This window comes from Salinicoccus sp. Marseille-QA3875 (genome assembly GCF_054950095.1).
Window position 1 is genome coordinate 661,063 of the sequence record NZ_CM143103.1, and the last position, 22,873, is coordinate 683,935.

Annotated in this window: 20 protein-coding genes and 1 riboswitch; of the genes, 5 read left to right on the forward strand and 15 right to left on the reverse strand. The window is 41.0% G+C overall.

Annotated features, from left to right (window positions below; all coding sequences use genetic code 11):
- Positions 1 to 42: 42 nt before the first annotated feature.
- From ACY8DT_RS03445 to groES, 4 genes are all read right to left on the reverse strand, one after another.
- Positions 43 to 1,548, reverse strand: a complete 1,506-nt coding sequence (locus ACY8DT_RS03445) for a sodium:solute symporter family transporter (RefSeq protein ID WP_462421547.1) — start codon at positions 1,546 to 1,548, stop codon at positions 43 to 45.
- 220 nt (positions 1,549 to 1,768) lie between these two features.
- Entirely contained in the window at positions 1,769 to 2,935 is a 1,167-nt protein-coding gene (locus tag ACY8DT_RS03450; RefSeq protein WP_462421548.1) for an acetyl-CoA C-acyltransferase, read from the reverse strand.
- A 96-nt stretch (positions 2,936 to 3,031) separates the two neighbouring features.
- Positions 3,032 to 3,139: riboswitch (SAM riboswitch) on the reverse strand.
- A gap of 217 nt (positions 3,140 to 3,356) precedes the next feature.
- Entirely contained in the window at positions 3,357 to 4,988 is a 1,632-nt protein-coding gene (gene groL, locus ACY8DT_RS03455; RefSeq protein WP_462421549.1) for a chaperonin GroEL, read from the reverse strand.
- Positions 4,989 to 5,031: 43 nt separating this feature from the next.
- Positions 5,032 to 5,316 carry a co-chaperone GroES gene (gene groES, locus ACY8DT_RS03460; RefSeq protein ID WP_462421550.1) on the reverse strand — a complete coding sequence of 95 codons (285 nt, stop codon included), beginning with the start codon at positions 5,314 to 5,316 and terminating at the stop codon, positions 5,032 to 5,034.
- Between the two features lie 174 nt (positions 5,317 to 5,490).
- On the opposite strand from groES, the gene ACY8DT_RS03465 reads away from it, so the two are divergent.
- On the forward strand, positions 5,491 to 6,285 hold the full coding sequence (locus tag ACY8DT_RS03465; RefSeq protein WP_462421551.1) for a CPBP family intramembrane glutamic endopeptidase: 795 nt from the start codon (positions 5,491 to 5,493) through the stop codon (positions 6,283 to 6,285).
- A gap of 50 nt (positions 6,286 to 6,335) precedes the next feature.
- On the opposite strand, the gene ACY8DT_RS03470 is transcribed toward ACY8DT_RS03465, so the two are convergent.
- From ACY8DT_RS03470 to ACY8DT_RS03480, 3 genes are read right to left on the reverse strand one after another with little or no spacing between them, the layout of a single operon-like run.
- A complete protein-coding gene (locus tag ACY8DT_RS03470) occupies positions 6,336 to 7,193 on the reverse strand; it encodes a TPM domain-containing protein (RefSeq protein WP_462421552.1) in 858 nt (285 codons plus the stop codon).
- Entirely contained in the window at positions 7,193 to 7,786 is a 594-nt protein-coding gene (locus ACY8DT_RS03475; RefSeq protein ID WP_462421553.1) for a LemA family protein, read from the reverse strand. The genes ACY8DT_RS03470 and ACY8DT_RS03475 overlap by 1 nt, the downstream gene beginning before the upstream one ends.
- Positions 7,787 to 7,840: 54 nt before the next feature.
- Complete coding sequence (locus ACY8DT_RS03480; RefSeq protein WP_462421554.1) at positions 7,841 to 9,277, reverse strand: phosphate--AMP phosphotransferase; 1,437 nt, start codon at positions 9,275 to 9,277, stop codon at positions 7,841 to 7,843.
- 144 nt (positions 9,278 to 9,421) lie between these two features.
- Here ACY8DT_RS03480 and ACY8DT_RS03485 point away from each other — a divergent pair, with 144 nt between their 5' ends.
- Entirely contained in the window at positions 9,422 to 11,122 is a 1,701-nt protein-coding gene (locus ACY8DT_RS03485; RefSeq protein ID WP_462421555.1) for a M3 family oligoendopeptidase, read from the forward strand.
- Positions 11,123 to 11,867: 745 nt separating this feature from the next.
- On the opposite strand, the gene ACY8DT_RS03490 is transcribed toward ACY8DT_RS03485, so the two are convergent.
- The 6 genes from ACY8DT_RS03490 to ACY8DT_RS03515 form a co-directional block, all read right to left on the reverse strand.
- Complete coding sequence (locus ACY8DT_RS03490) at positions 11,868 to 13,223, reverse strand: LPXTG cell wall anchor domain-containing protein (RefSeq protein ID WP_462421556.1); 1,356 nt, start codon at positions 13,221 to 13,223, stop codon at positions 11,868 to 11,870.
- Between the two features lie 220 nt (positions 13,224 to 13,443).
- Complete coding sequence (locus ACY8DT_RS03495; RefSeq protein WP_462421557.1) at positions 13,444 to 14,280, reverse strand: MurR/RpiR family transcriptional regulator; 837 nt, start codon at positions 14,278 to 14,280, stop codon at positions 13,444 to 13,446.
- Between the two features lie 124 nt (positions 14,281 to 14,404).
- A complete protein-coding gene (locus ACY8DT_RS03500; protein ID WP_462421558.1) occupies positions 14,405 to 15,904 on the reverse strand; it encodes a glycoside hydrolase family 32 protein in 1,500 nt (499 codons plus the stop codon).
- Between the two features lie 11 nt (positions 15,905 to 15,915).
- Complete coding sequence (gene tatC, locus ACY8DT_RS03505) at positions 15,916 to 16,677, reverse strand: twin-arginine translocase subunit TatC (protein ID WP_462421559.1); 762 nt, start codon at positions 16,675 to 16,677, stop codon at positions 15,916 to 15,918.
- Between the two features lie 47 nt (positions 16,678 to 16,724).
- On the reverse strand, positions 16,725 to 16,928 hold the full coding sequence (locus tag ACY8DT_RS03510) for a twin-arginine translocase TatA/TatE family subunit (protein WP_462422217.1): 204 nt from the start codon (positions 16,926 to 16,928) through the stop codon (positions 16,725 to 16,727).
- A gap of 46 nt (positions 16,929 to 16,974) precedes the next feature.
- Positions 16,975 to 17,610 (reverse strand): redox-sensing transcriptional repressor Rex, encoded by a 636-nt coding sequence (locus ACY8DT_RS03515; protein WP_462422218.1) that lies wholly within the window; start codon positions 17,608 to 17,610, stop codon positions 16,975 to 16,977.
- Positions 17,611 to 17,742: 132 nt separating this feature from the next.
- Between ACY8DT_RS03515 and ACY8DT_RS03520 the strand changes: the two genes are divergently transcribed.
- A complete protein-coding gene (locus ACY8DT_RS03520) occupies positions 17,743 to 19,659 on the forward strand; it encodes an ABC-F family ATP-binding cassette domain-containing protein (RefSeq protein ID WP_462421560.1) in 1,917 nt (638 codons plus the stop codon).
- 466 nt (positions 19,660 to 20,125) lie between these two features.
- A complete protein-coding gene (locus ACY8DT_RS03525) occupies positions 20,126 to 20,365 on the forward strand; it encodes a hypothetical protein (protein ID WP_462421561.1) in 240 nt (79 codons plus the stop codon).
- 103 nt (positions 20,366 to 20,468) lie between these two features.
- Here the strand turns inward: ACY8DT_RS03525 and ACY8DT_RS03530 are convergent, their stop codons facing one another.
- Positions 20,469 to 20,711, reverse strand: a complete 243-nt coding sequence (locus tag ACY8DT_RS03530) for an AbrB/MazE/SpoVT family DNA-binding domain-containing protein (RefSeq protein WP_462421562.1) — start codon at positions 20,709 to 20,711, stop codon at positions 20,469 to 20,471.
- A 161-nt stretch (positions 20,712 to 20,872) separates the two neighbouring features.
- Here ACY8DT_RS03530 and ACY8DT_RS03535 point away from each other — a divergent pair, with 161 nt between their 5' ends.
- Positions 20,873 to 21,439 carry a GNAT family N-acetyltransferase gene (locus tag ACY8DT_RS03535; protein WP_462421563.1) on the forward strand — a complete coding sequence of 189 codons (567 nt, stop codon included), beginning with the start codon at positions 20,873 to 20,875 and terminating at the stop codon, positions 21,437 to 21,439.
- Between the two features lie 20 nt (positions 21,440 to 21,459).
- Here the strand turns inward: ACY8DT_RS03535 and ACY8DT_RS03540 are convergent, their stop codons facing one another.
- Positions 21,460 to 22,842: an LLM class flavin-dependent oxidoreductase gene (locus tag ACY8DT_RS03540; protein WP_462421564.1), complete on the reverse strand. Its 1,383-nt coding sequence runs from the start codon at positions 22,840 to 22,842 to the stop codon at positions 21,460 to 21,462.
- Positions 22,843 to 22,873 lie beyond the last annotated feature (31 nt).

The window sequence follows — 22,873 nt, forward strand, 5'->3', positions numbered from 1 at the left end:
TCCTCCTCTTACTTTTAAAGATAAAATAGCCCGCTAAAAATATTATTTATTAGAAACCGTTAAAGACTCCTGGTGTTTGGTCGTTGCGCTTTGGGTTGCCAAAGATGTGACCACCATTACAGCAAAAGCAAAAGCGGATGCAAAAACCATAGCTACATATATATTTCCGATGATATTTTGCTGTGTGAAAAGGACATACAGTACCGTCCCCGTAATCAAAGCAGCGATTGCACCAGGTCCATTTGATTTTTTCCAAAAATATCCTAATGTAACCGGGGCAATAATTCCACAGATAATTGCTGTGAAGCTGAATTGAATCAGAAAAGCTAAAGATTCCGGACGATCAAATGAAAGATACAGTGTAACCAAACCAGCAAGTACCAAAGACACTTTTGCCACCTTTACAGAATTCTTATCCAAGTCATCATCATCAATTGGTTTTTTAGATAAAATCGGCGCCAATACTTTGTAAAAATCGTTACCAATGCTGGTCGTCAGGCCCAGGTAAAGACTATCCGTAGTTGATAGAATCGCAGTGATAAGCCCTACAACAATAAGCGCCGCAAGAACAGTCGGAAATGATTCAATTACATACACGGGGATTGCCGAATCCGCACTTGCCAAAGACGGGGCAATCACCCTTGCTGCCAGACCGCCAAGCACCATCAACGTGGAAATCAAGAATAAGACCACTCCTGCCGATAGAGTAAATGGTGCAAGCTGCTTCTCACTTTCAAGTGACAACACTTTATTTAATAGATGCGGCATTAATACAAAGCTGAATAAAAGGAATTGTACGGCCATGATTGCCATCGGACTGTCATAAGGTCCTCCTGTGGATAGAACGCCTGTCAGATTCGGATCAATCGCCTCAAGCTTACTTGTCAGCTCTCCAAATACATTCAAGCCTCCACCTATTGTCCAAAATAAAGAGACAAGAATTAGGATGGAAGTGACAGCCATCAAAATTCCTTGCATACCGTCCGTAATGAGCTGTGCGTAAGCCCCGCCAAGTCCTATGTAAAGAATCGTGATAACTACACCAATGATAATTCCCCAGAAATACGGGATATTTAAGACTGATTCAAAGATGGTAGCCAGTCCGACATTTTGACCGACAATATAATATATGTTGAATAAAATTAAAACAGCCACAAGCACTTGCAACGCCTTGCTGTTGTATCTTCTTCCAAGCCATTCCGGCAACGAGGAAACACCGCCGAACTTTTTGCTGTATCTCCAGAATGTCTTAGCAAATAAAAGCAAACCAATCCAGGAAACCCCAAAGCATCCCAATGTATACCACAGCACTGATGTTCCATATTGATAAGCCAGCCCCGGCACACCGATAAATAAATTGGCGCTTGCATAAGAAGCGGCAAAACTGGTTCCGACAATCACAGGATTCACTTTTCCTCGGGCCGTAGCAAAGCCGGACATCGAACTGCTATGGCGCTTTCCCTTTTTACCAATCCAAATGATATATCCAAAATATAAAACTAACAAAACAATAATTGTCCAAAATAATGGTCCTGTGACGTTAAGCATTATTAATCCTCCTCTCTTCCCTTTGATACATAAGATTTTTTCCATATCAGTAAACCGACTGCCCAGAATATGGCCAGTAATACAAAGTATAGTGCTATCATAATTAATCATTCCTCCAGATTACATGAATTCATTTGAGTGATAGATTATAAACGCTCCGGCTGATCTGTATTTAATACATCAGTATCGACATCCAGCGACTGTTTCAAATGAATGTGTATTACCAGCTTTTAGGAACCTCTATCAATAGAGCCATGCCTTGACCGCCGCCACCGCAAAGTGATGCAATTCCCTTCCCGCCGCCACGACGTCTCAGTTCTTCTGCAAGAGTTAAAGCAAGCCTGAAGCCGGTTCCGCCAAGCGGATGACCAATCGCAATCGCACCGCCATTGACGTTCACTCTTTCATAGTCAATGTCCAGTTCCCGGCAGCTTGCAATGACCACACTTGCAAAAGCTTCATTGATTTCAAATAAATCAATATCATTCACTGTCAGGTTCGTCTTTTCCAATACTGCTTTGATTGCCCTGGCAGGCTTTGTATGTAAACTCGTATCCGGCCCCGCAACTTCAGCCCAGCCCAGAATGCGTGCCAACGGTGTTTTACCAAGCGCCTCCGCCCTCTTTTCAGATGAAATGATTCCGACACTTGCACCATCTGTCATTTGAGACGCATTTCCCGCTGTAATCGTACCGTCTTCAATGAATGCCGGTTTTAAAGCTGCTAATTTTTCAATGGAAGAATTAAGTCTGATACCTTCGTCATCAGAAAAAGTTTTCCCATTCACAGTCACCGGTATGATTTCATCCTTCAGGTAACTTTTTTTCAGTGCTTCAGCTGCCCGCTCCTGGGACAACTGTGCATATACATCCTGGTCCTCTCTGTTGACCTTAAAATCTTTATTCTTCGCATCGGTTGCCACCCCCATCGATTGATCTGTCAGCGCGCACCACAAACCATCGTTACTTAATGTGTCCGTCAGCTGCAGCGATCCCATTGACTGTTCCTTACGGACCGCAGCAGTGTACGGGGCATTGGTCATCGAATCGAATCCGCCTGTAATATATAATTCCCCTTCGCCAAAGTGAATGCGGCGAACAGCGTCTGATACTGTTGCCAGCCCGGCCAAACATACATTATTTAAAGTAATTGCTGGTACAGATAGCGATACACCGGCTTCTGAAGCAACTCTCCTGGCTGGATTTTGTCCCTGGCCTGCTTGAAGTACCTGTGCCAGTAGGACCCCGTCTGACTCTTTTGCACCGGGCACTCTTTGCAACAGTTCTTTCACAGCTAAAGCCCCTATTTCGCCTGCCTCCAATTCTGATAAAAATCCCTTCCACTTGCCAAAAGGGGTTCGAACACCTTCCAGAATCACCTTGTTCATATACCTCATCCTTTCTTATGATCTGATTTTTTAAATAGAAAAACCCTCTTTCCTAAAGAAAGAGGGTTGAAATCATGAATATATCACAGTTTCCCCCTCTTATCTTCCAGACATTTCTGCCTGTTGGAAGTAGCACCATTCCCCATAAAAGGGTGGTTGCCGGGCGTCAAAGGGCCAATTCCCTCAGCCAACTCGTGATAAGAGTGATCTAATAAAATTATCTTATTGTTAGAAATTATTTGTTTATTTGATTATTCACACTATCAGAACACAGCTGAAAGGTCAACATCTTATTTTTGAACAAGTAAATTCTCCTTAGACTTTTAAATCAGTATTTCATTTCCTTCTGTCCCCTCCCAATTCAAAAAACGGGGTCTGCACAATGGCAGACCCCGTTTTTACAATAGTCATTCGCTTAAGATTACATCATGCCCGGCATTCCGCCGCCCATGCCGCCACCCATATCAGGGCTGCCGCCATTTTCATCCGGAATGTCCGCAACGACCGCTTCTGTCGTTAAGAACATTGCAGCGACAGAGCCGGCGTTCTGCAGTGCTGAACGTGTCACTTTAGTCGGGTCGACAATTCCTGCGTCAACCATGTTCACCCACTCGTCAGTTGCAGCGTTAAAGCCATAACCTTCTTCCTGGGATTTAAGTTTTTCAACAATTACAGAACCTTCCAAACCAGCATTTTCGACAATTTGACGCAACGGTGCTTCCAATGCTTTAAGCACGATGTTGATACCCGTCTGTACGTCTCCTGATTCTTCCAGTTGTGCAACTTTATTGTGCACTGCTACAAGTGCTGTACCACCACCGGATACAATACCTTCTTCAACTGCTGCACGTGTTGAGTTCAATGCGTCTTCAATACGGAGTTTACGCTCTTTCATTTCAGTTTCAGTCGCAGCACCCACTTTGATTACTGCAACACCGCCTGAAAGTTTCGCAAGTCTCTCCTGAAGTTTTTCTTTATCGAAGCTTGAAGTCGTTTCGTCTATCTGTGATCTGATCTGACCGATACGAGCTTCGATATTATTAGTTTCACCCGCACCTTCAACGATTGTTGTATCATCTTTGGATACGTTCACTCTTGAAGCATTACCGAGCATGTCGATTGTCGTATCTTTCAATTCAAGACCTAAATCTTCAGTGACAACCTGTCCGCCTGTCAATATCGCGATATCTTCAAGCATCGCTTTACGACGGTCACCGAACCCAGGTGCTTTAACAGCAATTGCCGTGAACGTACCGCGCAGTTTGTTAAGCACGATATTCGCCATAGCATCGCCTTCGACATCGTCGGCAATGATCAGAATCGGACGAGACTGCTGAACAACCTGTTCAAGTAGCGGCAGAACATCCTGGAAATTTGAAATCTTTTTATCAGTGATTAAAATATATGGATTCTCAAGATCTGCAATCATTTTCTCGGAATCTGTCACCATGTACGGTGAAGTATAACCACGGTCGAACTGCATACCTTCCACTACTTCAAGTTCAGTTTTGAATCCGCGTGATTCTTCGATGGTGATTACGCCATCTTTACCTACTTTTTCCATCGCTTCAGAAATGTATTCTCCGACAACAGGATCATCTGCTGAAATTGCACCCACCTGTGAGATGGATTCTTTGTCCTGAACCGGACGGGAAATATTCTGAAGTTCTTCAACTGCCGCTTCAACCGCTTTGCTGATGCCTGTACGGATACCTACAGGATTCGCACCACTTGTAACGTTTTTAAGGCCTTCCTGTATCATTGCCTGTGCAAGAACAGTTGCCGTCGTCGTTCCGTCACCTGCAATTTCGTTTGTCTGGTTTGCCACTTCGGCAACCAGTTTTGCACCCATGTTTTCATATGCATCTTCAAGTTCAATTTCTTTAGCAATTGTCACACCGTCATTAGTGATCAATGGTGATGTGAACTGTTTATCTAAAACAACATTACGGCCTTTTGGTCCTAATGTTACTTTCACTGCATTAGCAAGTTTATCAACACCGTCCAGCATGGACTGGCGTGCATCTTCTGAAAATTTAATTTCCTTTGCCATTACTTCTGCCTCCTAAAAAATTTGAGTTATAATATTTTATCTTTTACTCAACAATTGCTAGAATTTCATTATCAGCTAAAACTAAATAATCTTTATCTTCATGTTTTATCTCAGTACCTGCAAATTTGGAATAGACTACCTTGTCTCCAACTTTGACCTCTACTTCCAAACGGGTGCCGTTGTCTAAAACTTTACCTGAACCCACTGCCACAACAGTACCTTCCTGAGGTTTCTCTTTCGCTGAATCTGTTAAAACAATACCACTTTTAGTCGTTTCCTCTTTTTGAGTCAAATCGATTACTACACGATTGCCTAAAGGTTTTAACACTTTAACATCCTCCTCTTATTTCATCACTGCAATTATCATTTTAGCACTCTGATCTTTTAAGTGCTAACAATTAATATAATAATCAAAGAAGGTCAAAATTGCAAGTGTTTTATATTGCTTTAAGTTGAGTTCGATTTCATGTAAAATAATTTTATTGCCATTGGAGGGAATCGCTTGAAGAAACTTTTTAGAAATCGTCAAATTAACAGTGCTTTAATCTTACTGATATTCATCGGCGTTCAGCTCGCCGTCTTACCTGTTGGTATCATAATGGGTGTGACCAGCCCGGAACTTGGTCCTGAAGAATTGATCACTGCGGTCATTCCTTATCAGTTCATCGCATTTTTAATCGGTACCATTCTTGTCATCATCATTGGCAACCTTCACCAGAATAAAAATGCGATTGAAAGAGGAGGACAGACTGATGTACCCGTCACGCTCGTCTGGATTGTCGGCGGTGTAATACTCGCATATGCTTCGCAGGTCATTGCTGGGTTGATCAACGTCTATGTGCTCGGCAACCCGCTGGAAAGTCAGAATACGAATGAAATCATGGATATGATCGAATCCATGCCTCTGATGATCCTGATTGTAGTCATACTCGGCCCGATAATAGAGGAATATGTATTCAGACGTGCAATATTTGCTGAAGTCTACAGTTTATTCCCAATGAAAAGTATGGGATATAAAATTCTTGGTTTCCTGGTTGCGGGTTTAGTCAGCGGTTTGATATTCGCTGTGGCACACTTTGATTTTACCCACATCATCATATACTTGGCGATGAGCTATGCATTCAGTTTTTTATATGTGATGACCGGCAGACTGCTTGTTCCGGTACTCATTCACATAATAATGAATGGTCTTGTTGTCGGCCTGCAGATTTTTCTTGGTGAACATATAGAAGATCTTCAACAGTATCAGGAGACACTTGGCATTATATTTTCATCTGTAAGAAATATTTTATTCTAAAAATATACTGAATACAAAAAAGACTGGATATTTTCCAGTCTTTTTTGCTGCTAGAACCCCCGGCCTGCGCCGCCTCCGCCGCCAGAACCGCCGCCGAAACCGCCAAATCCACCGGAACCGCCTCCGGAACCGAAGCCACCGCCGCCTGAAGGTGGGAACAGTACGACGGGGCCACCGCGTCTTCTTCTTGTACGCCTGTTTCGGCCACCCGGACCTCCTGGTCCTCCTGAATTATTTGAAAACAGTTTATATAGTACATATATCACTGCCATCATAAATAGTATTCTGGTAATGATATTAAATAAGCTGAGTTCATCATCAGCCGGTTCCTCCCGGGTGAATTCACCGTCTGTAAAACCGTAAGCTTCCAAGGACTCCTCATAGATTGCATTATATAAATTCACTAAACCTTCTTCATAATATGCATTTCTGGTACTTTCATCATCTGCATCTGCTGCTCTCTGGAAACTTTCCATCGCAGCGTCATCTATGATTCTTCCGATTTTAGCATCGTTCAAATAGCCCTCGACACCATACCCGACCTGGATATCAATGCCCCGATTATTAAACTCATTGCCATTATCCAGGTTCAGGAATATGACGATGCCGTTGTCATGCTCTTCTTTACCGACGCCGTACTCTCTCAGAACTCTGAGTGCATAATCCTGACGGTGCTCCTGGCCGACGGTCGGCATGGTAATCAACAGGATTTCCGCACCGGTGCCCTCTTCCAGATGTTCACCCAGCTCATTTAAAGATGCTGTGGTCTCCTGGCTCAGAATATCTGCATGGTCCTGAACGAAGTAATGCTGAGTGTTGATTTCCGGTAAATCCGTTCTTGCAAAAGCATCCGAACTAAAAGATAAAGCAAGGAATGCTGCTGCAAAGACTAGCAACAAATGTCTCATTACTCATCACCAGAATCATCTTCACCTGAATCAAAATTTACTTCAGGCACCTCATCCGCAGATTCGTCCGCTTCGAAATACGGTTTTTCATCAAAACCAAAAATTCCAGCGATTAAATTACCGGGAAACGCCCTTATATTTCTATTATATTCCTGGACAGTGGTATTGTAATCCTGTCTTGAGACAGCAATTCTGTTTTCCGCCCCTGCAAGCTCATCACGCAGTCCGGTGAACTGCTCACTCGCCCTCAGTTCCGGATAAGCTTCCGCAACAGCAATCAATCTTGATAAGGCTGAACGCATTTCAGAATCTGCTTCAGACACTTCTTCCATGTTGTCAGCATTTGTTATATTACTTCTCGCTTCCGCAATGTCCGTGAATACTTCCTCTTCATGGTCTGCATACTCCTGAACGGTGTTGACCAGATTCGGAATCAAATCTGCACGTCTTTGCAGCTGCGTATCAATATTGGATTCCGCATTATTCACATCTTCATCGAGATTCACCAGTGAGTTATATCTTGGTACGATTAAAATCGCCACAAGAATGATCAGACCCACAAAAATCCCGATTGGAATCAAGTATTTTTTCATATTAATTTCCTCTTTCCATTTCAATGAACTTTATTTAAAATTATACATGAAAAATTAATTCCGCTCATCATTTAACACTTTTTCACACGCAGATATAATTCTCTTTAAAACTTCTATACGCGCATATCTTTTATCATTTCCCGGGATGATATGCCACGGTGCATATTCAGTGCTCGTCTTTCGGATCATATCTTCACCGGCTTCAAGGTACTGATCCCATTTTTCACGGTTTCTCCAGTCTTCTTCGGTGATCTTCCACTGTTTTTCAACGTTCTCTTCTCTTTCTTCAAAACGTTCCAGCTGTTCATCTTTGTCCAATGACAGGAAGAACTTAAGAATGATAGCTCCTGAATTATAAAGAGACTTTTCAAAATCTTTTATTTCATCATAGGCTTGATTCCACTCTTTGTGACTTGCAAATCCTTCTATCCTTTCCACTAATACTCTGCCGTACCAGCTCCGGTCAAAAAATCCGATATGCCCGCTGCGTGGAATACCCGTGGCAAACCGCCATAAATAATGATGGGCAAGTTCTATATCCGAAGGCGCACTGACGGCATTGATCGTATAACCCGTCGGGTCCAGCCGCTGGCGCGTCCTTTTAATATTGCCGCCTTTACCCGCAGCATCCATTCCTTCATACACCAATACTAATGGAATTTTATGCTGATACAGCTGAAACTGTATATCTCTCATTTTCAACTGCAGTTCAGGCAGAATCTTTTTATATTCTTTTTTTGATATTTTTTCTTTATCGAAATCAAAAGTAAATAGGTCCGATTCGAAATACTTGGTAAAGTCACTGACGATTCTTTCCACAGCAGTTGTCCGTTCTTTTTCAATTCTTTTCTCAAGAGTATCTATTATAGTCTTGAACATGGTATTGATCGCTTCATTTTTATCTTCAAAATCAATTTCAGTCCATGGTATCCGCTGCTTCTGATTGATGAATCCCTCCATCTCTTCTTCATAATTAAACAGTTCAAGGTGTTCTTCGAATTCCTCGGCTTTCCACTTTAAAATCGGATTATCTTTTAATTTGTCCAAATGTTTCTGTCTTATTTTTTCAGATGTATTCACATAGAACTTTATAATTTCATAACCGTTCTGTTGGAGCGTCTTCTCAAAGTTCTCCATATCAGTGGATATTTCCTTGAAATCAACAGCGATATTATCAGTGATACCCCCTTCCTTATATTCGATATATTGTGCATACCAGCTTCTGAAGTGGATATTCACGTCACCCGATTTAGGTAGATGATTCCAAAATCTCTGCATGAAAGGATAACGGAGATCGATATCCCTCGGCGGTCTGGTCGCTACAAAATCTGTATATTTTGCATCCAGCGCCATGTAGAGCGCATTGGACAGCCGCGACTTACCAGAAGCCGGCGGTCCTTCTATAATAATCATTACAGGAATATCCATCTCATGTGTCTTCCTTGTAATCTCTCCAATTTTAAACTCCAGTTCATCATCTATTTCAATCATGATTTCTCCTCCTGACTATTATGTATATATACCCTTTATTCTGATAAAATAGCATGATTTAAAAATTAACGGCTATCAAATTTTAGATTGTCAACGGGTGACTATGATAGAATATTTATGACTAACAATAAGGGGGAAACAAAAATGGTCACGAAGTTTCAAGACTATGAATATGAAAGACCCGATCTGCAAAAGATATCTAAAGAGGTAGCTGAGCTGATCGAAAAATTTAATGAAGCAAAAGATGCGAAAGAGCAAAGCACAGTCATAGACGAATTGAATAAGATTTTCAACCATGTGGATACTATGGCGACACTCGCCCACATCCGTGCATCCATAGATACCAAAGATGAATTTTATGATTCAGAAAGAAACTTTTTCGATGAATATGACCCTGTTATCACAGAAATAAACAACAAATACTATGATGCGATCGTAAACAGTGATTTCCGTTTCGATCTTGAAGATTTATATGGCAGACAACTTTTCGCTCTTGCTGAAAACCGGCTGAAAAGTTATGACCCTGCAGTAAAGGAGTTGATCCAGGAAGAAAACCGTTTATCCACGCAGTATTCAAAACTGCTGGCAGGTTCTGAAATTGAATTTGACGGCAAGACTTTAAACCTCTCAGAGTTCAGTCCATATATGGAAGACCCTGACAGAAGCGTCCGCAAAGCCGCAACCGAGGCGGTACAGGGCTTTATGGGAGACAACCTGGAAACGATAGATGATATTTACGACAAACTTGTAAAAACAAGAGATAAAATAGCCAAGGAGCTCGGCTATCAGGATTTTGTCGAACTCGGTTATGTAAGAATGAACAGAATCGACTATGACCGTGATATGGTCGAAACATTCAGAGACCAGGTCGCAGAGTATGTCGTACCGGTCGTCACGAAACTCAAAGAACGCCAGAGTAAAAGGATTGGTTTATCCGACCTGAAATCGTACGATGAATCATTCGACTTCTTAACCGGCAATGCAGCGCCAAAAGGCAATACAAAAGAAATTATGAAGAACGGTGCAAAAATGTATAAGGAACTTTCACCTGAAACGGATGAATTTTATACATTCATGACAGAGCGTGAATTGTTTGATGTTGAAGCTAAGAAAGGTAAAGAAGGCGGTGGATACTGCACTTTCATTCCTGAGTATGATTCACCGTTCATCTTTTCAAACTTTAACGGTACGCTTGGCGACGTCACTGTATTGACCCACGAAGCAGGGCATGCTTTCCAATCATATATGTCCCGGGGTTTCGATATTCCGGAATATCAGTTCCCGACACTGGAATCAGCTGAAATCCATTCAATGAGCATGGAGTACTTCACTTATCCATGGATGGATTTGTTCTTTGAAGAAGACACAGATAAATTCAAATACTCTCATTTGGCAAGCGACATTTCCTTCCTGCCTTATGGTGTAGCAATTGATGAATTCCAGCACATCGTTTATGAGAACCCTGAACTTACACCAGAACAACGCCGTGATGAATGGAAAAAACTCGAAGCGAAATATTTACCTCACAGAGATTATGATGGCATCGAACCACTCGAAAGCGGTTCGTTCTGGCATTATCAGGGCCATGTATTCGGTGCACCATTCTACTATATCGATTACACACTCGCCCAAATCTGTGCAATCCAATTTTGGGAACGTGCCAAAGAAGATTTCGATGGTGCGTGGAAAGACTATGTTGCACTATGCAAGCTCGGCGGATCACTGCCATTCAACTCGCTGATTGAAGCAGCAAAACTTAAATCACCATTTGAAGAAGGCAGTTTAAAAGAAGTCGTTGAAGAAGTCAGTGATTACCTGGATTCAATTGATGATACGAAACTGTAAATATGATTATAAAAGACAGGATAAAAACTCTTCGACCGGGTTTTTATCCTGTTTTATTTTGAGTCTGGATTAATGACCTGATATATCCTCTCGCCTCCCGACATCGTTTTTAAGCCATGTCGGGAGACTACCTCTGCCCCGACATCGTTTTTACGCCATGTCGGGAAAACACCTCTGCCCCGACATCGTTTCTATGCCATGTCGGGAAAACACCTCTGCCCCGACATCGTTTTCACGCCATGTCGGGAAAACACCTCTGCCCCGACATCGTTTCTATGCCATGTCGGGAAAACGCCTCTGCCCCGACATCGTTTTCACGCCATGTCGGGAAAACACCTCTGCCCCGACATCGTTTTTACGCCATGTCGGGAGAACGCCCCTGCCCCGACATCGTTTTTACGCCATGTCGGGAGAACGCCCCTGCCCCGACATCGTTTTTACGCCATGTCGGGAAAACACCTCTGCCCCGACATCGTTTCTATGCCATGTCGGGAAAACGCCTCTGCCCCGACATCGTTTTCACGCCATGTCGGGAAAACACCTCTGCCCCGACATCGTTTTTGCGCCATGTCGGGAAATCGCCTCTGCCCCGACATCGTTTTTACGCCATGTCGGGAGAACACCTCTGCCCCGACATCGTTTTCACGCCATGTCGGGAGGCTGAGAATATCTCCATAAATCTATTTCGAAATACAAAAAAACGAGTGTGAATCCAATTGGATTCACACTCGTCTGGCTATTCTCGTTATTCATTTTCATTGTCAGGTTTCTTAGTTAGGAAAAACAAAATTCCTCCGGCTAAAATCAATACAAAGCTATAGATGAAGTTGTATTGTTTTGTATCTCCCGTATTGGGCAGGGCATCTCTGTCAGAAGATGCGGATACCACTCCGGATTCATTTTTAATTTCTTCTTCAATTTCTAAAATCTCTTCGTCAGACATATCGGTTTCCCCGACGATTTTAGAAGTCATGATGCGGTTGATTCTTTTATCCAGTGTTGAAAGGTTTTCTTCCGTCATTCCCGGTTTCAAGTCGATCCCGTTTAAAATATCGCCATAGTTATAGCGGTAAAGTTTCTTACCTGCCACGCCTGACTTTTGTCCTTTTTCAGCTTCTGAAGATGAGCTTCCCTCGCCGTCTTCTTGTTTCCCTTCAAGCTGGCTGCTTTGTGCAGCCTCAGGTGTTTCTTCAGATACTTCACCAGAATCCTGTTGTGCAGGATCTTCGACACTTGTTGGATAGTCATTCTCTGCTCCATCAGTTTCAGGTGTCTCACCTTGATGATCATTATCTTCTAAGTCTGGCTCGTCATACCCGGTGTTACCCTGATTGTTTCCAGTCTGCTGATCTTCCTCAGTCTGGTCTTGATCATTATTACCAGCCCCGCTTCCGGCATTGATATCGCCAGTCTCGTTGTTATTTTCACCAGCCCCGGGCGGCAGGTCAACCGGATTGTCTTCAATTGGAGTATCGTTGTCCACACCATCTCCGTTATCGACATCTTCGTGGTCTTCTTGCTCTGACTGATTGTTGTCATTTGCCGGTTCTTCTCTACTATCTTCAGGTACGTCCTCAGGATTGTCTTCTGTTCCTCCATTCTCTTCAGTACCGTTTTCCTCATTCAGTCCTATTTCTTCTTGAGAATCTTCCTGAGTTGTTTCATCATAGTTTTCTTCAGGTACTAAAATATCATCGTCGGACGCTGTTTCAGTACCGGATTCATCCACGGGCTCCTGATCAGAAGCCGGAGCGTCTTCGGTATTTTCATCCGACTCACTTTCTTGACTGATGACCTCATAAGTTTCCTGCCCGGGCACTGATGAATTTTCATTTCCCTCTTCAGGAGCCTCTTCTATCATTGATTCCTGATTGTATGTTTCAAGTGTTTCTTCTGTTGGTTCTGATTCGTAAGTATCATTTTCGGATTCGTAAGTGCTCTCCTCAAATTCATCTCCCTCAGATTGTTCTTTTATATATTCTTCGGGGTTTTTTTCTTCTATATCATCTTCTGTATTAGCAAGTGTATTGTTCGTCATATTAAAAAGAGTTGATGAAATGAGTATGGATATCAGCGTGATTTTCATCGTTTTTCTATTCATGTCTATTCCTCCATACTGAAATAACTATGTACTGCTTAAATCGTTAGACTAAGTATATAAAAATTTACAACCTGTATCTACAGTTTTTGCAATATGTAACACAGCTTTAATACTAGTAAGCAATTATTTCAATTTCATTTCAAGGAAGATGATGATGTAATATTCAATAAAAAAAGAACCTGTCAAAAAAAGACTGGTTCTTCAAAGTTTTCATTCATATTCAATGGGATGCATCATATGTTTTTATAATATTATCATATGCCGAAGTCCCGAGTTCTCTGCAGACATAGAAAAATAAAACATCGCAGATCACCAATTGTGCAATACGGCTAGTCATATTCATATATTGGATATTAGTCTCTTCCTCAGTAATTTCAATGGCCAGATCGGAATGTCTTTTAGCGATTGATGCATGGTTCTGAGTCAGAATGACAGTTTTGACACCAAGCGCTTTCGCTTTCTTGACCACTTCTATCACTTCTGCCGTTTTACCTGAAAGTGTTATGACAAATAAAACATCATTTTCTGATGCATTCGACAACCTTGTAAAACACAAATATTTATCCGCTGTAAAAAATGCATTCACATTCACACGGTGCAGTTTCTGTTCCATATCCTGTCCAACATTAGCTGAGTCTCCCACGCCGTATATAAATGTGTTATCCGCCTGTAATAAAAGATGTGCAGCTTCTTTCATCACATCACGGCTGACGATCTTTTCAGTATTATAAAGTGCCTGTATCGTATTTTTAAACACTTTATCAAATATATCTTTATGATTGTCTGTTTCTAAATCTATCACTCTGGAAATATTTTCTTTTTCTAAAGTATGCAGTTCTTTTGCCAGTTCCACTTTTAATTCTTTTATACCTGCAAGACCTACTCGTTTAGCAAATCTGACAATCGCAGCATCGCTCGTATTGCTGTTCACTGCGATATCTTTAACTGGCATATTGATTACTTTTCTTGGGTTTTCAAGAATGAATGTTGCTATACGCTGTTCAACTGGTGTCATGTATTCCTGCCTTTTACTAATCTGGCTCAGTACCGAGAACATATAATTTCCCCCAAACTTATTGATTCCGCTCAAATACTAGAAATATTTAATTAATTATAACATGATTTCATGATCTTGATGATAAATTCAGCAAAAAATTACTAAAATTTACAAATTTATCACATTAATACTGAGATATAATTTCTTCATGATCAAAAGGTTTCAAATCATGGCGAATCAAGTTCACATAGCATTGTCCGGTCTCAGTTGATAATTCGACTCCCGTGGCATCTTTTTCGGGGAAAATCCTGGCCGACATGACAGCTTCGCCGTCATTAATAAAGATCTCCAGACTTGAGACATCCATGAATATTTGCAGTTTATACAACGGGCTCTCAAGATGCACATGCCTTTCGCATTCTTCGACCCCTTCAGGCTGCTCTCCGCTGAAAGAAGTATCGAGCTTGAACAATCGATGTTCTACATTATAAATCAGACGCGTTTCGTTTCTTTTTCCAACACGAAGATTCAAATAAATTTCACTCGCATTATAATCATTGAACTCTGCGATGAGCTCGTAAGAATCTCCGTAAAAATCCCTCATCCTTTTATTGTACTGTTTGAAATAACCTAAAGCTGTCACTTTATTTTCTCTTAAATTGACCATATTCGGATGCGGTGTCTGGATGAGCTTTTCTCCTTTAAGATTTAAAACTCTCGGGATGCTCAAGCAGTTGTCATAATGAAATTTTTCTGTCGGATATGATGTAGTCGGCATGCTCAGGCTCCCTATTATAACTTGACGGTCTTCCTGATCTTTGAAGACTTTAGGTGCATAAAAATCGAAGCCTCCATCGAACTCAATAAATTTGCCGTGACTCATGGAATGATGATCAAAGTCCATCTCCCCCATCACATAGCCCGCCTGGAAATTATTTCTGAAATAATTGCCGTATCTGTCGACTCCCTGAGGACAAAATATCAATATATCCATGCCGTCGATAGAAAAGTAATCAGGATATTCCCACAGCCAGCCAAACTCATCCAGACTGCTTTGAAGGATGCCTTTATATTCAAAACTGGATACATCATCCGCTTCAAACACTGCAAGACAGCCGTTTTCCATATTCGATTCTGCACCGATAAGCAAAATATATCTTCCGTTCTCCATTATCACTTTAGAATCTTTAAATTGTCTGAAATGCTCTTCATAACCTTCAATAAGAGGTACAGTATGTTTGACCAATTTAAACCGTTCATCCATATGCGCAATCAATTGTTTATATTTAAAAGACTGTCGGGACTGAGAACGTCCTATATAAAAGAAATGTTCGCGACCATTGAGGTTCAATGCAGAACCTGAGGAAAGACCTTTGTCATCAAACAGAGTATCAGGTTTTAATTTAACCCCTTCATTTGTGAATGATGCCAAATCTTTTGAGGTCACATGATACCAGTGCTGTTCTTCTTCACCCACTACCGGGAGCCATGTGTAAAACAGATGGTATCTTTCATCAATATCGTCATAAAAGACCACAGCCGGCGCGATGAGTGAACCAAGTACACTCTGTACATGATATTTCTGGCGCCACGGGCAGCTGTTAACATGTTCAATATACGAATTTAAATCGTTATGACTCATTGCTTCCAACGCTTTCAATTGAATATTCTCATGTCTGTCCAACTTTCCACCCCCTAGTCTTCTTCTAAAGATTCTTCAATTGCTTTCTGTTCAGCTTTCAAATATCTCCTATAACCGTATTTAGAAATAACGATACTGACTTCATAAAGTAAAATCATCGGAATAGTTAAAATTATATGTGTCATAAAGTCCGGCGGGGCAATGATCGCTGCTATGATGAATAGTATGAAGTAGGCATATTTCCGGTTTTTCTTAAGGAACATCGGTGTTATCATTCCCAACTGCGTTAAAAAGAGAACCAGTATAGGCATTTGGAATATCACGCCGAATGGAAGTACTGTACGGAACAGAAAACCGAAATACTGATTGATTCCGATCGTCGTTGCGATTCCCATCTCAGCTGATAAATCAAAAGTGAATTGTACAATATAAGGCACTACGATGAAGTAGCTGAATGCCATACCGATCAGCATCAATACCATCACTATAGGAATATAACTCAATGTCAGTTTCTGCTCATTACTGTAAAGACCCGGGGCAATAAAAGCCCATAACTGATATAGGATGACTGGTAAAATAATGACAAAAGCGATGATTATGATGACCATTATGTATATTTTAATCGGATCTGCCACCTGAAATGCATGCATTTGTATATTTGTTGTCCAAGGTGCATTCTGCATCTGATAGATTAAAGGTTGGGATAAAAAAAAGCCCACTATTAATGCAGCAAGAAAGAAGTACATTATGATGAGCAGCCGTTTTCTGAGCTCATCCAAATGCTCCATTATATCCTTCTTTTCTTCATCTTGCATAAGCTGATTCACCTCTTAAAAAAAGGTGGCTTCCGCCACCATTATTATTATGATTCTGATTCAATTTTCTTCGGTTCTTTCTTTTTCTCTTCTTCGTCATCATCGTCATCTGCCAAACCTTTAGTTGCATCTTTAAATTCCTTCAAAGTTGAACCGACAGCTCTCCCGAACTGCGGCAGTTTCTTAGGTCCGAATATGATCAATGCAACGACTGCGATTACGATTAAACTGACGGGACCAACTGCCATCATCAAAGTTGATGGTAATAAGAATGTAAACATAATTATTTTCCCCTCTCTATAAGTTCTTCATATAAAAGAATAATGCCTGTAATTCAACACCCAGATCGATGTTATGTACATAAATCTTTTTATCTAAATCCAATCTTGTCGGCGTGAAATTTAAAATGCCTTTGATGCCTGCTTTCACAAGTCTTTCGGCCATTTCCTGACTCACTGATACAGGTAAAGTCAATATTGCAACTTCAACTTTTCCTTTTTTGATTATAGACTCAAGTTCGTCTGCATGATGAATTGTTACATCATTAATCGTCGTGCCTATCAGCTCTTCATTGTTGTCGAGACCTGCCACTACATTCATTTTATCACTTAAATTATTAAATTTATAATTCAGTAATGCACTTCCTAAATTGCCGACTCCCACTAGCACAATGTTTTTCTTGTCAGTACCCTGGATATGTTCCATAAAGAAATTTAACAGGCTTTTTACGTTATAGCCATACCCTTTACGACCAAGTTCACCAAAATAAGAAAAATCTCTTCGGATCGTGGCTGAATCAATATCCAAAGCCTCGCTTATCTCCCTTGATGATACTCTGTCTGTAGCTGCTTCTTCTGCCTGTTTAAAATATCTGTAATAAAGAGGTAGCCGCTTCATTGTTGCGTTTGGAATTTTCTTTTTTGTATTCACAATCATTTACACCTACCCATTGACTAATGTCATTATTATAGCATATATAGGACTTCCCTTCCTACTATTGCAAATGAATTACCATCGTTTTTTTCAGTATATTATTGTAGACTATAGAGAAAGTGAGGGAAATTTATGATCGTAATGCAATTATCTAATTTAAAAAAAGCTTTTGTCACTGATGTGGTTTTCGAAAAAGTCACTTTGGAAATCAAATCAGGTGAAAATATAGGTATAGTCGGCAAGAACGGTGCAGGCAAGACTACCCTTATGAAAATTATGGCCGGAGAGATGAGCTATGACAGTGGTAATCTCACCCAGCCCAAAGGAACATCCGTCGGGTATTTGACCCAGCAGATGACATTGGAATCAAGCCGGACTGTATTGGAAGAGATGAAACGTCCATTCGCCAAACTTCTGGCTGTGAAAGATGAGATGGATGAAGTCACTTTGTGGCTTGAAAATAATGAATATACTCATGAAAAATACCAGGATTATGTGAACAGGCTGGAAAGACTCCAGAACACTTTTGAAAATCAGGACGGCTACCACATAGACTCCAATATCAAGATGGTGCTGACCGGGTTGAATTTTGAAATCACAGATCTGGAGCGTCCTGTCGATGAATTTTCAGGCGGTCAGAAGACACGTCTGTCACTCGCTCAAATGCTCCTTTCAAAACCCGATCTGCTGCTTCTGGATGAACCGACCAACCATCTGGATATGGATACGGTGGAATGGCTGGAGCAGTATTTAAATGGTTTCCAGGGTGCTGTTGTCATCATCAGCCACGACAGATATTTTCTGGATAAAACCGTCGATAAAATTTATGAAGTCGAGCTCGGCACCGGTACACTCTATCACACCAATTATTCGAAATATGTCATTGAAAAAGAGAAACGTTACCAATTGACCATGAAGCAGTATGAACGCCAGCAAAAAGAGATATCCAGACTGGAAACTTTTGTCGATAAAAATATCGCACGTGCTTCCACAAGCGGCATGGCAAAAGACAGAAGAAAGAAACTGGAGATGATGGAACGCATCAACGCACCGAAACAAGACCATAGGAATGCCAATTTCACTTTCAGTATCACACGTGAAAGCGGTAATGATGTACTCAGGATCAATGACCTGTCCATCGGCTATGATCAAGTGCTTAACAGTCATATCAACTTCAGCGTGGAGAAAAAGGACAGGCTCGCGATACTCGGACCAAATGGTATCGGCAAATCCACACTGGTCAAGACCATCGCCAAAAAAATCCCTGAAAAAGCCGGTGACATCGTATACGGCACCAATGTTTCAATCGGTTATTACGACCAGAAACAGGCGGAATTCACATCCAACAAAAACGTACTGGAAGAATTATGGTCTGAATATCCTGAGATGAGAGAAAGTGATATCAGGAAAATATTAGGCCGGTTTTTATTTACACAGGATGAAGTTAAAAAAAGTGTCAATGATTTAAGCGGCGGAGAAAAAGCCAGGATTCAGCTGGCAAAACTGATGCTTGAAAAAAATAATGTACTGATCCTCGATGAACCGACGAACCATCTGGACATAGACAGCAAAGAAGTCCTTGAAAATGCACTGGATGAATATGAAGGCACCATCATTTTCGTTTCTCATGACAGATATTTCGTCAACAGGATCGCAAACCGCATTTTGGAAATGGAAAAAGAGAAGCTGTTTCTTGTAAATGGTAATTATGACTACTTCCTTCATAAAAAAGAAGAATTGAAAATGACCCAGGAACCTGAAGTGACAGTGGCCGAATCAGAAAATAAAGGCAGCCTCAGCTATGAAGAACAGAAAAGACAGCGTAATGAGATTGGAAAATTGAAAAAGCAGGTTAAAAAACTGGAACAGGAAATTGCAACGCTGGAGGAAGATATAGAGAATATAGAAAATCAGCTGCTGGAGCCTGAAATTTATAATGACTATACAAAATCTGCTGAGCTCAATGAAAAGCTGATAAACAGAAATGAAAAATTGGAACATGTCATGGAACAATGGGCAGAAGGTGAAGAACAATTATCAGAAACGTAGAAGCGTTCGGTCAATATACCGTACGCTTCTTTTTTATTCATATGTTCGGGGTATAAGGTAATTTGTCAGAATTATAACTTCATCACAAAGTTATGCACAAGTCCAGAGTGATTAAATCAACTTTTTAAAGGCTTATCCACATTATCCACAAAGTTTTACACAGTTATACACATTTAAATCCACAGTTGTTGAAGACTTATCCAAGATGAAGCAGGGTTTATTCCACAGGTTATCCACAGAATGTGGATAAAACAAACGTTCCCTGTTGACAACGTCGTTATTATCTTTAATCCACTAAAATTGAATGTATGTTCGTTTCTTTAATTTGCGCATAATAAAAACGAAGACCAGTGACGATCTCCGTTTTTATAAGGGTAAATAATTATAATTGCACCGCCTTATATTGTTTAACTGCCCGGAAAAAAGGTAAAAGTAACTATACAGTGATTTTAAGGAGCGTGTAATGATGGCTGAAAATCATAAAGATCAGCAGGAAAAGATGAGAGAGGAAGCTAAAAAACAGGCTGAAGAAGGCCAGGAACAAAAAGCTCAGATGGAAGAGAAGGCACAGGCCAAGAAACACGATTTTAAAGATGAGAAATCCAAAGCCGGGTCGAAGCAGGAAGAGACTCAAGGCAAGGTCGATGATGCCGTAGAACAGGTCCAGAAGGAAAAAGGGAACAATCAGTTTAATCAGTATAGATAGCATTGTATTATCTTTAAAAAAGCGAAGGCGCAAAATCCAGCCTTCGCTTTTTATATTTTCACATTACATACTATCCACTGTTTCTATATTATCTCGCCCTACTCTACCATTTTTCATTACCGGCAGGTTCGAATTCCTGAATATTTGCTTGAAAAGAAGCCCCTTTATAGGCTTTGAACATTTCTTCAATCATGATTTCATTTTTAGGTTTTGTCAGAATAATTGCATTATCTTTCACTTTAATTTCCAAAGTATCGTTATCTTTAATATCAAGAGATTCTGTTACAACTTTGGGTAACCTGATACCTTTACCATTACCCCATTTATTAACGTTTACTTTTACCATGATATCACCTCTTTATTAATATCATCATAACATTATGGATATACTTCTATATCTTTTAGTATTAGATGTATATTAAACTTATTTATATTATTATAAGTACTATGAAGGATATCATATACTTTCTATTAATTATGATTACACTGAAGAAATGAGGGATTCAAATGGACAGTTATAAAGTGTTGCTTGCAAAGCATAACCGGCTGGAGACAGAACGGTTGATCTTAAGGCCGGTCACATTAAAAGACACTGAAGATATGTATGAATACGCTTCTGATGAAGAGACCACCTATTACGTTTTCAACCGGCACAAGTCACTGGCTGACACCGAAATGGCCATAGTGAACCACTTTATAGAACAGCCGCTTGGCAAATATGGCATTGAGCTGAAGGAAAATGGAAAGATGATCGGGACCATCGAACTGAGAAGAAAAAGTAAAGATTCAAGAGGGATCATCGGTTATACATTAAATCAAAATTATCAAGGCAAAGGTTATATGACTGAAACCGGGGAAGCCATTTTAAAAGTGGGTTTTGATGTCCTCGGGCTGGACTGCATTGCTGCCATGTTCGATGAACGGAATACCGCTTCGGGAAAAGTGCTTGAACGATTGGGCATGAACAAAGAAGGTGTGCTGCGGCATGTACATAAATGGAAAAAGGGCGAATATTTTAATGATGTCTATTATTCCATCCTGAAGGATGAGTATGATATAAAAAGCCCTGAATAATTTTCAGGACTTTTCTTTAATCAAACATTCACTTTTCCTGCTATTCCAACTCTTTTTGCATGATGACTCTCAGGAATTCTCACTTTACCTTTACCAAAAAGATTCTCCCTTAAAGTGGATGCTTCGTATTCTGTTCTGTAGCTGCCGCGTTCCTGCAGAACGGGAATCACATATTCTATGAAATCTTCGAAAGTGACAGGACTCGCTGCCTGGATGATATTAAAGCCGTCGGCGTCACCGATGTTCGCCATCGCTTCCAGTTCATCGGCAATCTGTTCAGGTGTGCCGACCACTTTAGTCGCCCCGATGCCGAGTCCGTGATGGAGCACTGCTTCCCTTACCGTCCATTTTCGTGTCGTACTTGCCGAGTATTTTTTAAGAAAACCATGTGAGGCTTCCGTCTCTGCATCTTCCACATATTGATCCGGCTCATATTTGGAGAAATCGATGCCCGTATGTCCTGAAAGCATTGCTGCTGTCCCTTCATAGCTGACATAAGATAATAGTTCTTCATACTTTTCCTGTGCTTCTTCTTCGGTGCGTCCGACAATCGGCACGATGCCCGGAAAGATTTTTATATCTTCAGCATTTCTGCCGTTTTCCACTGCACGTTTCCTGATATCCGAGGTGAAGGCCTTCAATTCTTCAAGATTACTTGCAAGTGTCGTGAAGAGCGCTTCAGCGTGTTTTGCTGCGAAGGCTTTTCCTTTTTCAGAAGCACCGGCCTGGAACAGTACAGGTGTGCGCTGAGGCGACGGTTCGACCAGATGTTCACCCGGAACACTGAAGAACTCGCCTTTATGATCGATCGGGTGAACTTTATCCGGGTTTACATAGACACCCGTTTCTTTATTTGCAACGACTGCATCCTCTTCCCAGCTGTGCTCCCAAAGTTTATAGACGACATCCATATATTCATCCGCGCGGTCATATCTTGTATCATGTTTGATCTGGCCTTCCATCCCGAGATTGACTGCTTCACTGTTCAAATACGATGTGACGATGTTCCAGGCCACACGACCTTTCGTCAAGTGGTCCAAAGTTGAAAATTCACGAGCCAGCTTATAAGGTTCTGTGTAAGTCGCAGAATAAGTTGGTGCAAAGCCAATATGCTTAGTAACAGCGGCCATGGCTGAAATTGGCAGCAACGGGTTATGCAGTGGCACCTGCACTGCATTTTTTATCGCAGCATCAGAACTGTTTCCATAAACATCATAAATACCAAGTACATCAGCTAAAAATATTGCATCAAATTTACCCTTTTCCAAAAGCTTGGCAAGATCAGTCCAATAATCCAAATCACCATGACGGGCCCCCTGATCTTCCGGATGACGCCACAATCCCGGCGAATGCGGTGCTACAGAATTTAAAGTGAAACCATTCAGACGTATTTGTTTTTTCATAAGTAATCTCTCCCTTTAGCATTGATCAACT

Bases quoted from the DNA above. Each gene is read 5' to 3' on its own strand.
- ACY8DT_RS03445 (WP_462421547.1), bottom strand. From the start codon at position 1,548: ATGCTTAACGTCACAGGACCATTATTTTGGACAATTATTGTTTTGTTA.
- ACY8DT_RS03450 (WP_462421548.1), bottom strand. From the start codon at position 2,935: ATGAACAAGGTGATTCTGGAAGGTGTTCGAACCCCTTTTGGCAAGTGG.
- groL (WP_462421549.1), bottom strand. From the start codon at position 4,988: ATGGCAAAGGAAATTAAATTTTCAGAAGATGCACGCCAGTCCATGCTG.
- ACY8DT_RS03470 (WP_462421552.1), bottom strand. From the start codon at position 7,193: ATGAGACATTTGTTGCTAGTCTTTGCAGCAGCATTCCTTGCTTTATCT.
- ACY8DT_RS03475 (WP_462421553.1), bottom strand. From the start codon at position 7,786: ATGAAAAAATACTTGATTCCAATCGGGATTTTTGTGGGTCTGATCATT.
- ACY8DT_RS03480 (WP_462421554.1), bottom strand. From the start codon at position 9,277: ATGATTGAAATAGATGATGAACTGGAGTTTAAAATTGGAGAGATTACA.
- ACY8DT_RS03485 (WP_462421555.1), top strand. From the start codon at position 9,422: ATGGTCACGAAGTTTCAAGACTATGAATATGAAAGACCCGATCTGCAA.
- ACY8DT_RS03490 (WP_462421556.1), bottom strand. From the start codon at position 13,223: ATGAATAGAAAAACGATGAAAATCACGCTGATATCCATACTCATTTCA.
- ACY8DT_RS03495 (WP_462421557.1), bottom strand. From the start codon at position 14,280: ATGTTCTCGGTACTGAGCCAGATTAGTAAAAGGCAGGAATACATGACA.
- tatC (WP_462421559.1), bottom strand. From the start codon at position 16,677: ATGCAAGATGAAGAAAAGAAGGATATAATGGAGCATTTGGATGAGCTC.
- ACY8DT_RS03510 (WP_462422217.1), bottom strand. From the start codon at position 16,928: ATGATGGCAGTTGGTCCCGTCAGTTTAATCGTAATCGCAGTCGTTGCA.
- ACY8DT_RS03520 (WP_462421560.1), top strand. From the start codon at position 17,743: ATGATCGTAATGCAATTATCTAATTTAAAAAAAGCTTTTGTCACTGAT.
- ACY8DT_RS03525 (WP_462421561.1), top strand. From the start codon at position 20,126: ATGGCTGAAAATCATAAAGATCAGCAGGAAAAGATGAGAGAGGAAGCT.
- ACY8DT_RS03530 (WP_462421562.1), bottom strand. From the start codon at position 20,711: ATGGTAAAAGTAAACGTTAATAAATGGGGTAATGGTAAAGGTATCAGG.
- ACY8DT_RS03535 (WP_462421563.1), top strand. From the start codon at position 20,873: ATGGACAGTTATAAAGTGTTGCTTGCAAAGCATAACCGGCTGGAGACA.
- ACY8DT_RS03540 (WP_462421564.1), bottom strand. From the start codon at position 22,842: ATGAAAAAACAAATACGTCTGAATGGTTTCACTTTAAATTCTGTAGCA.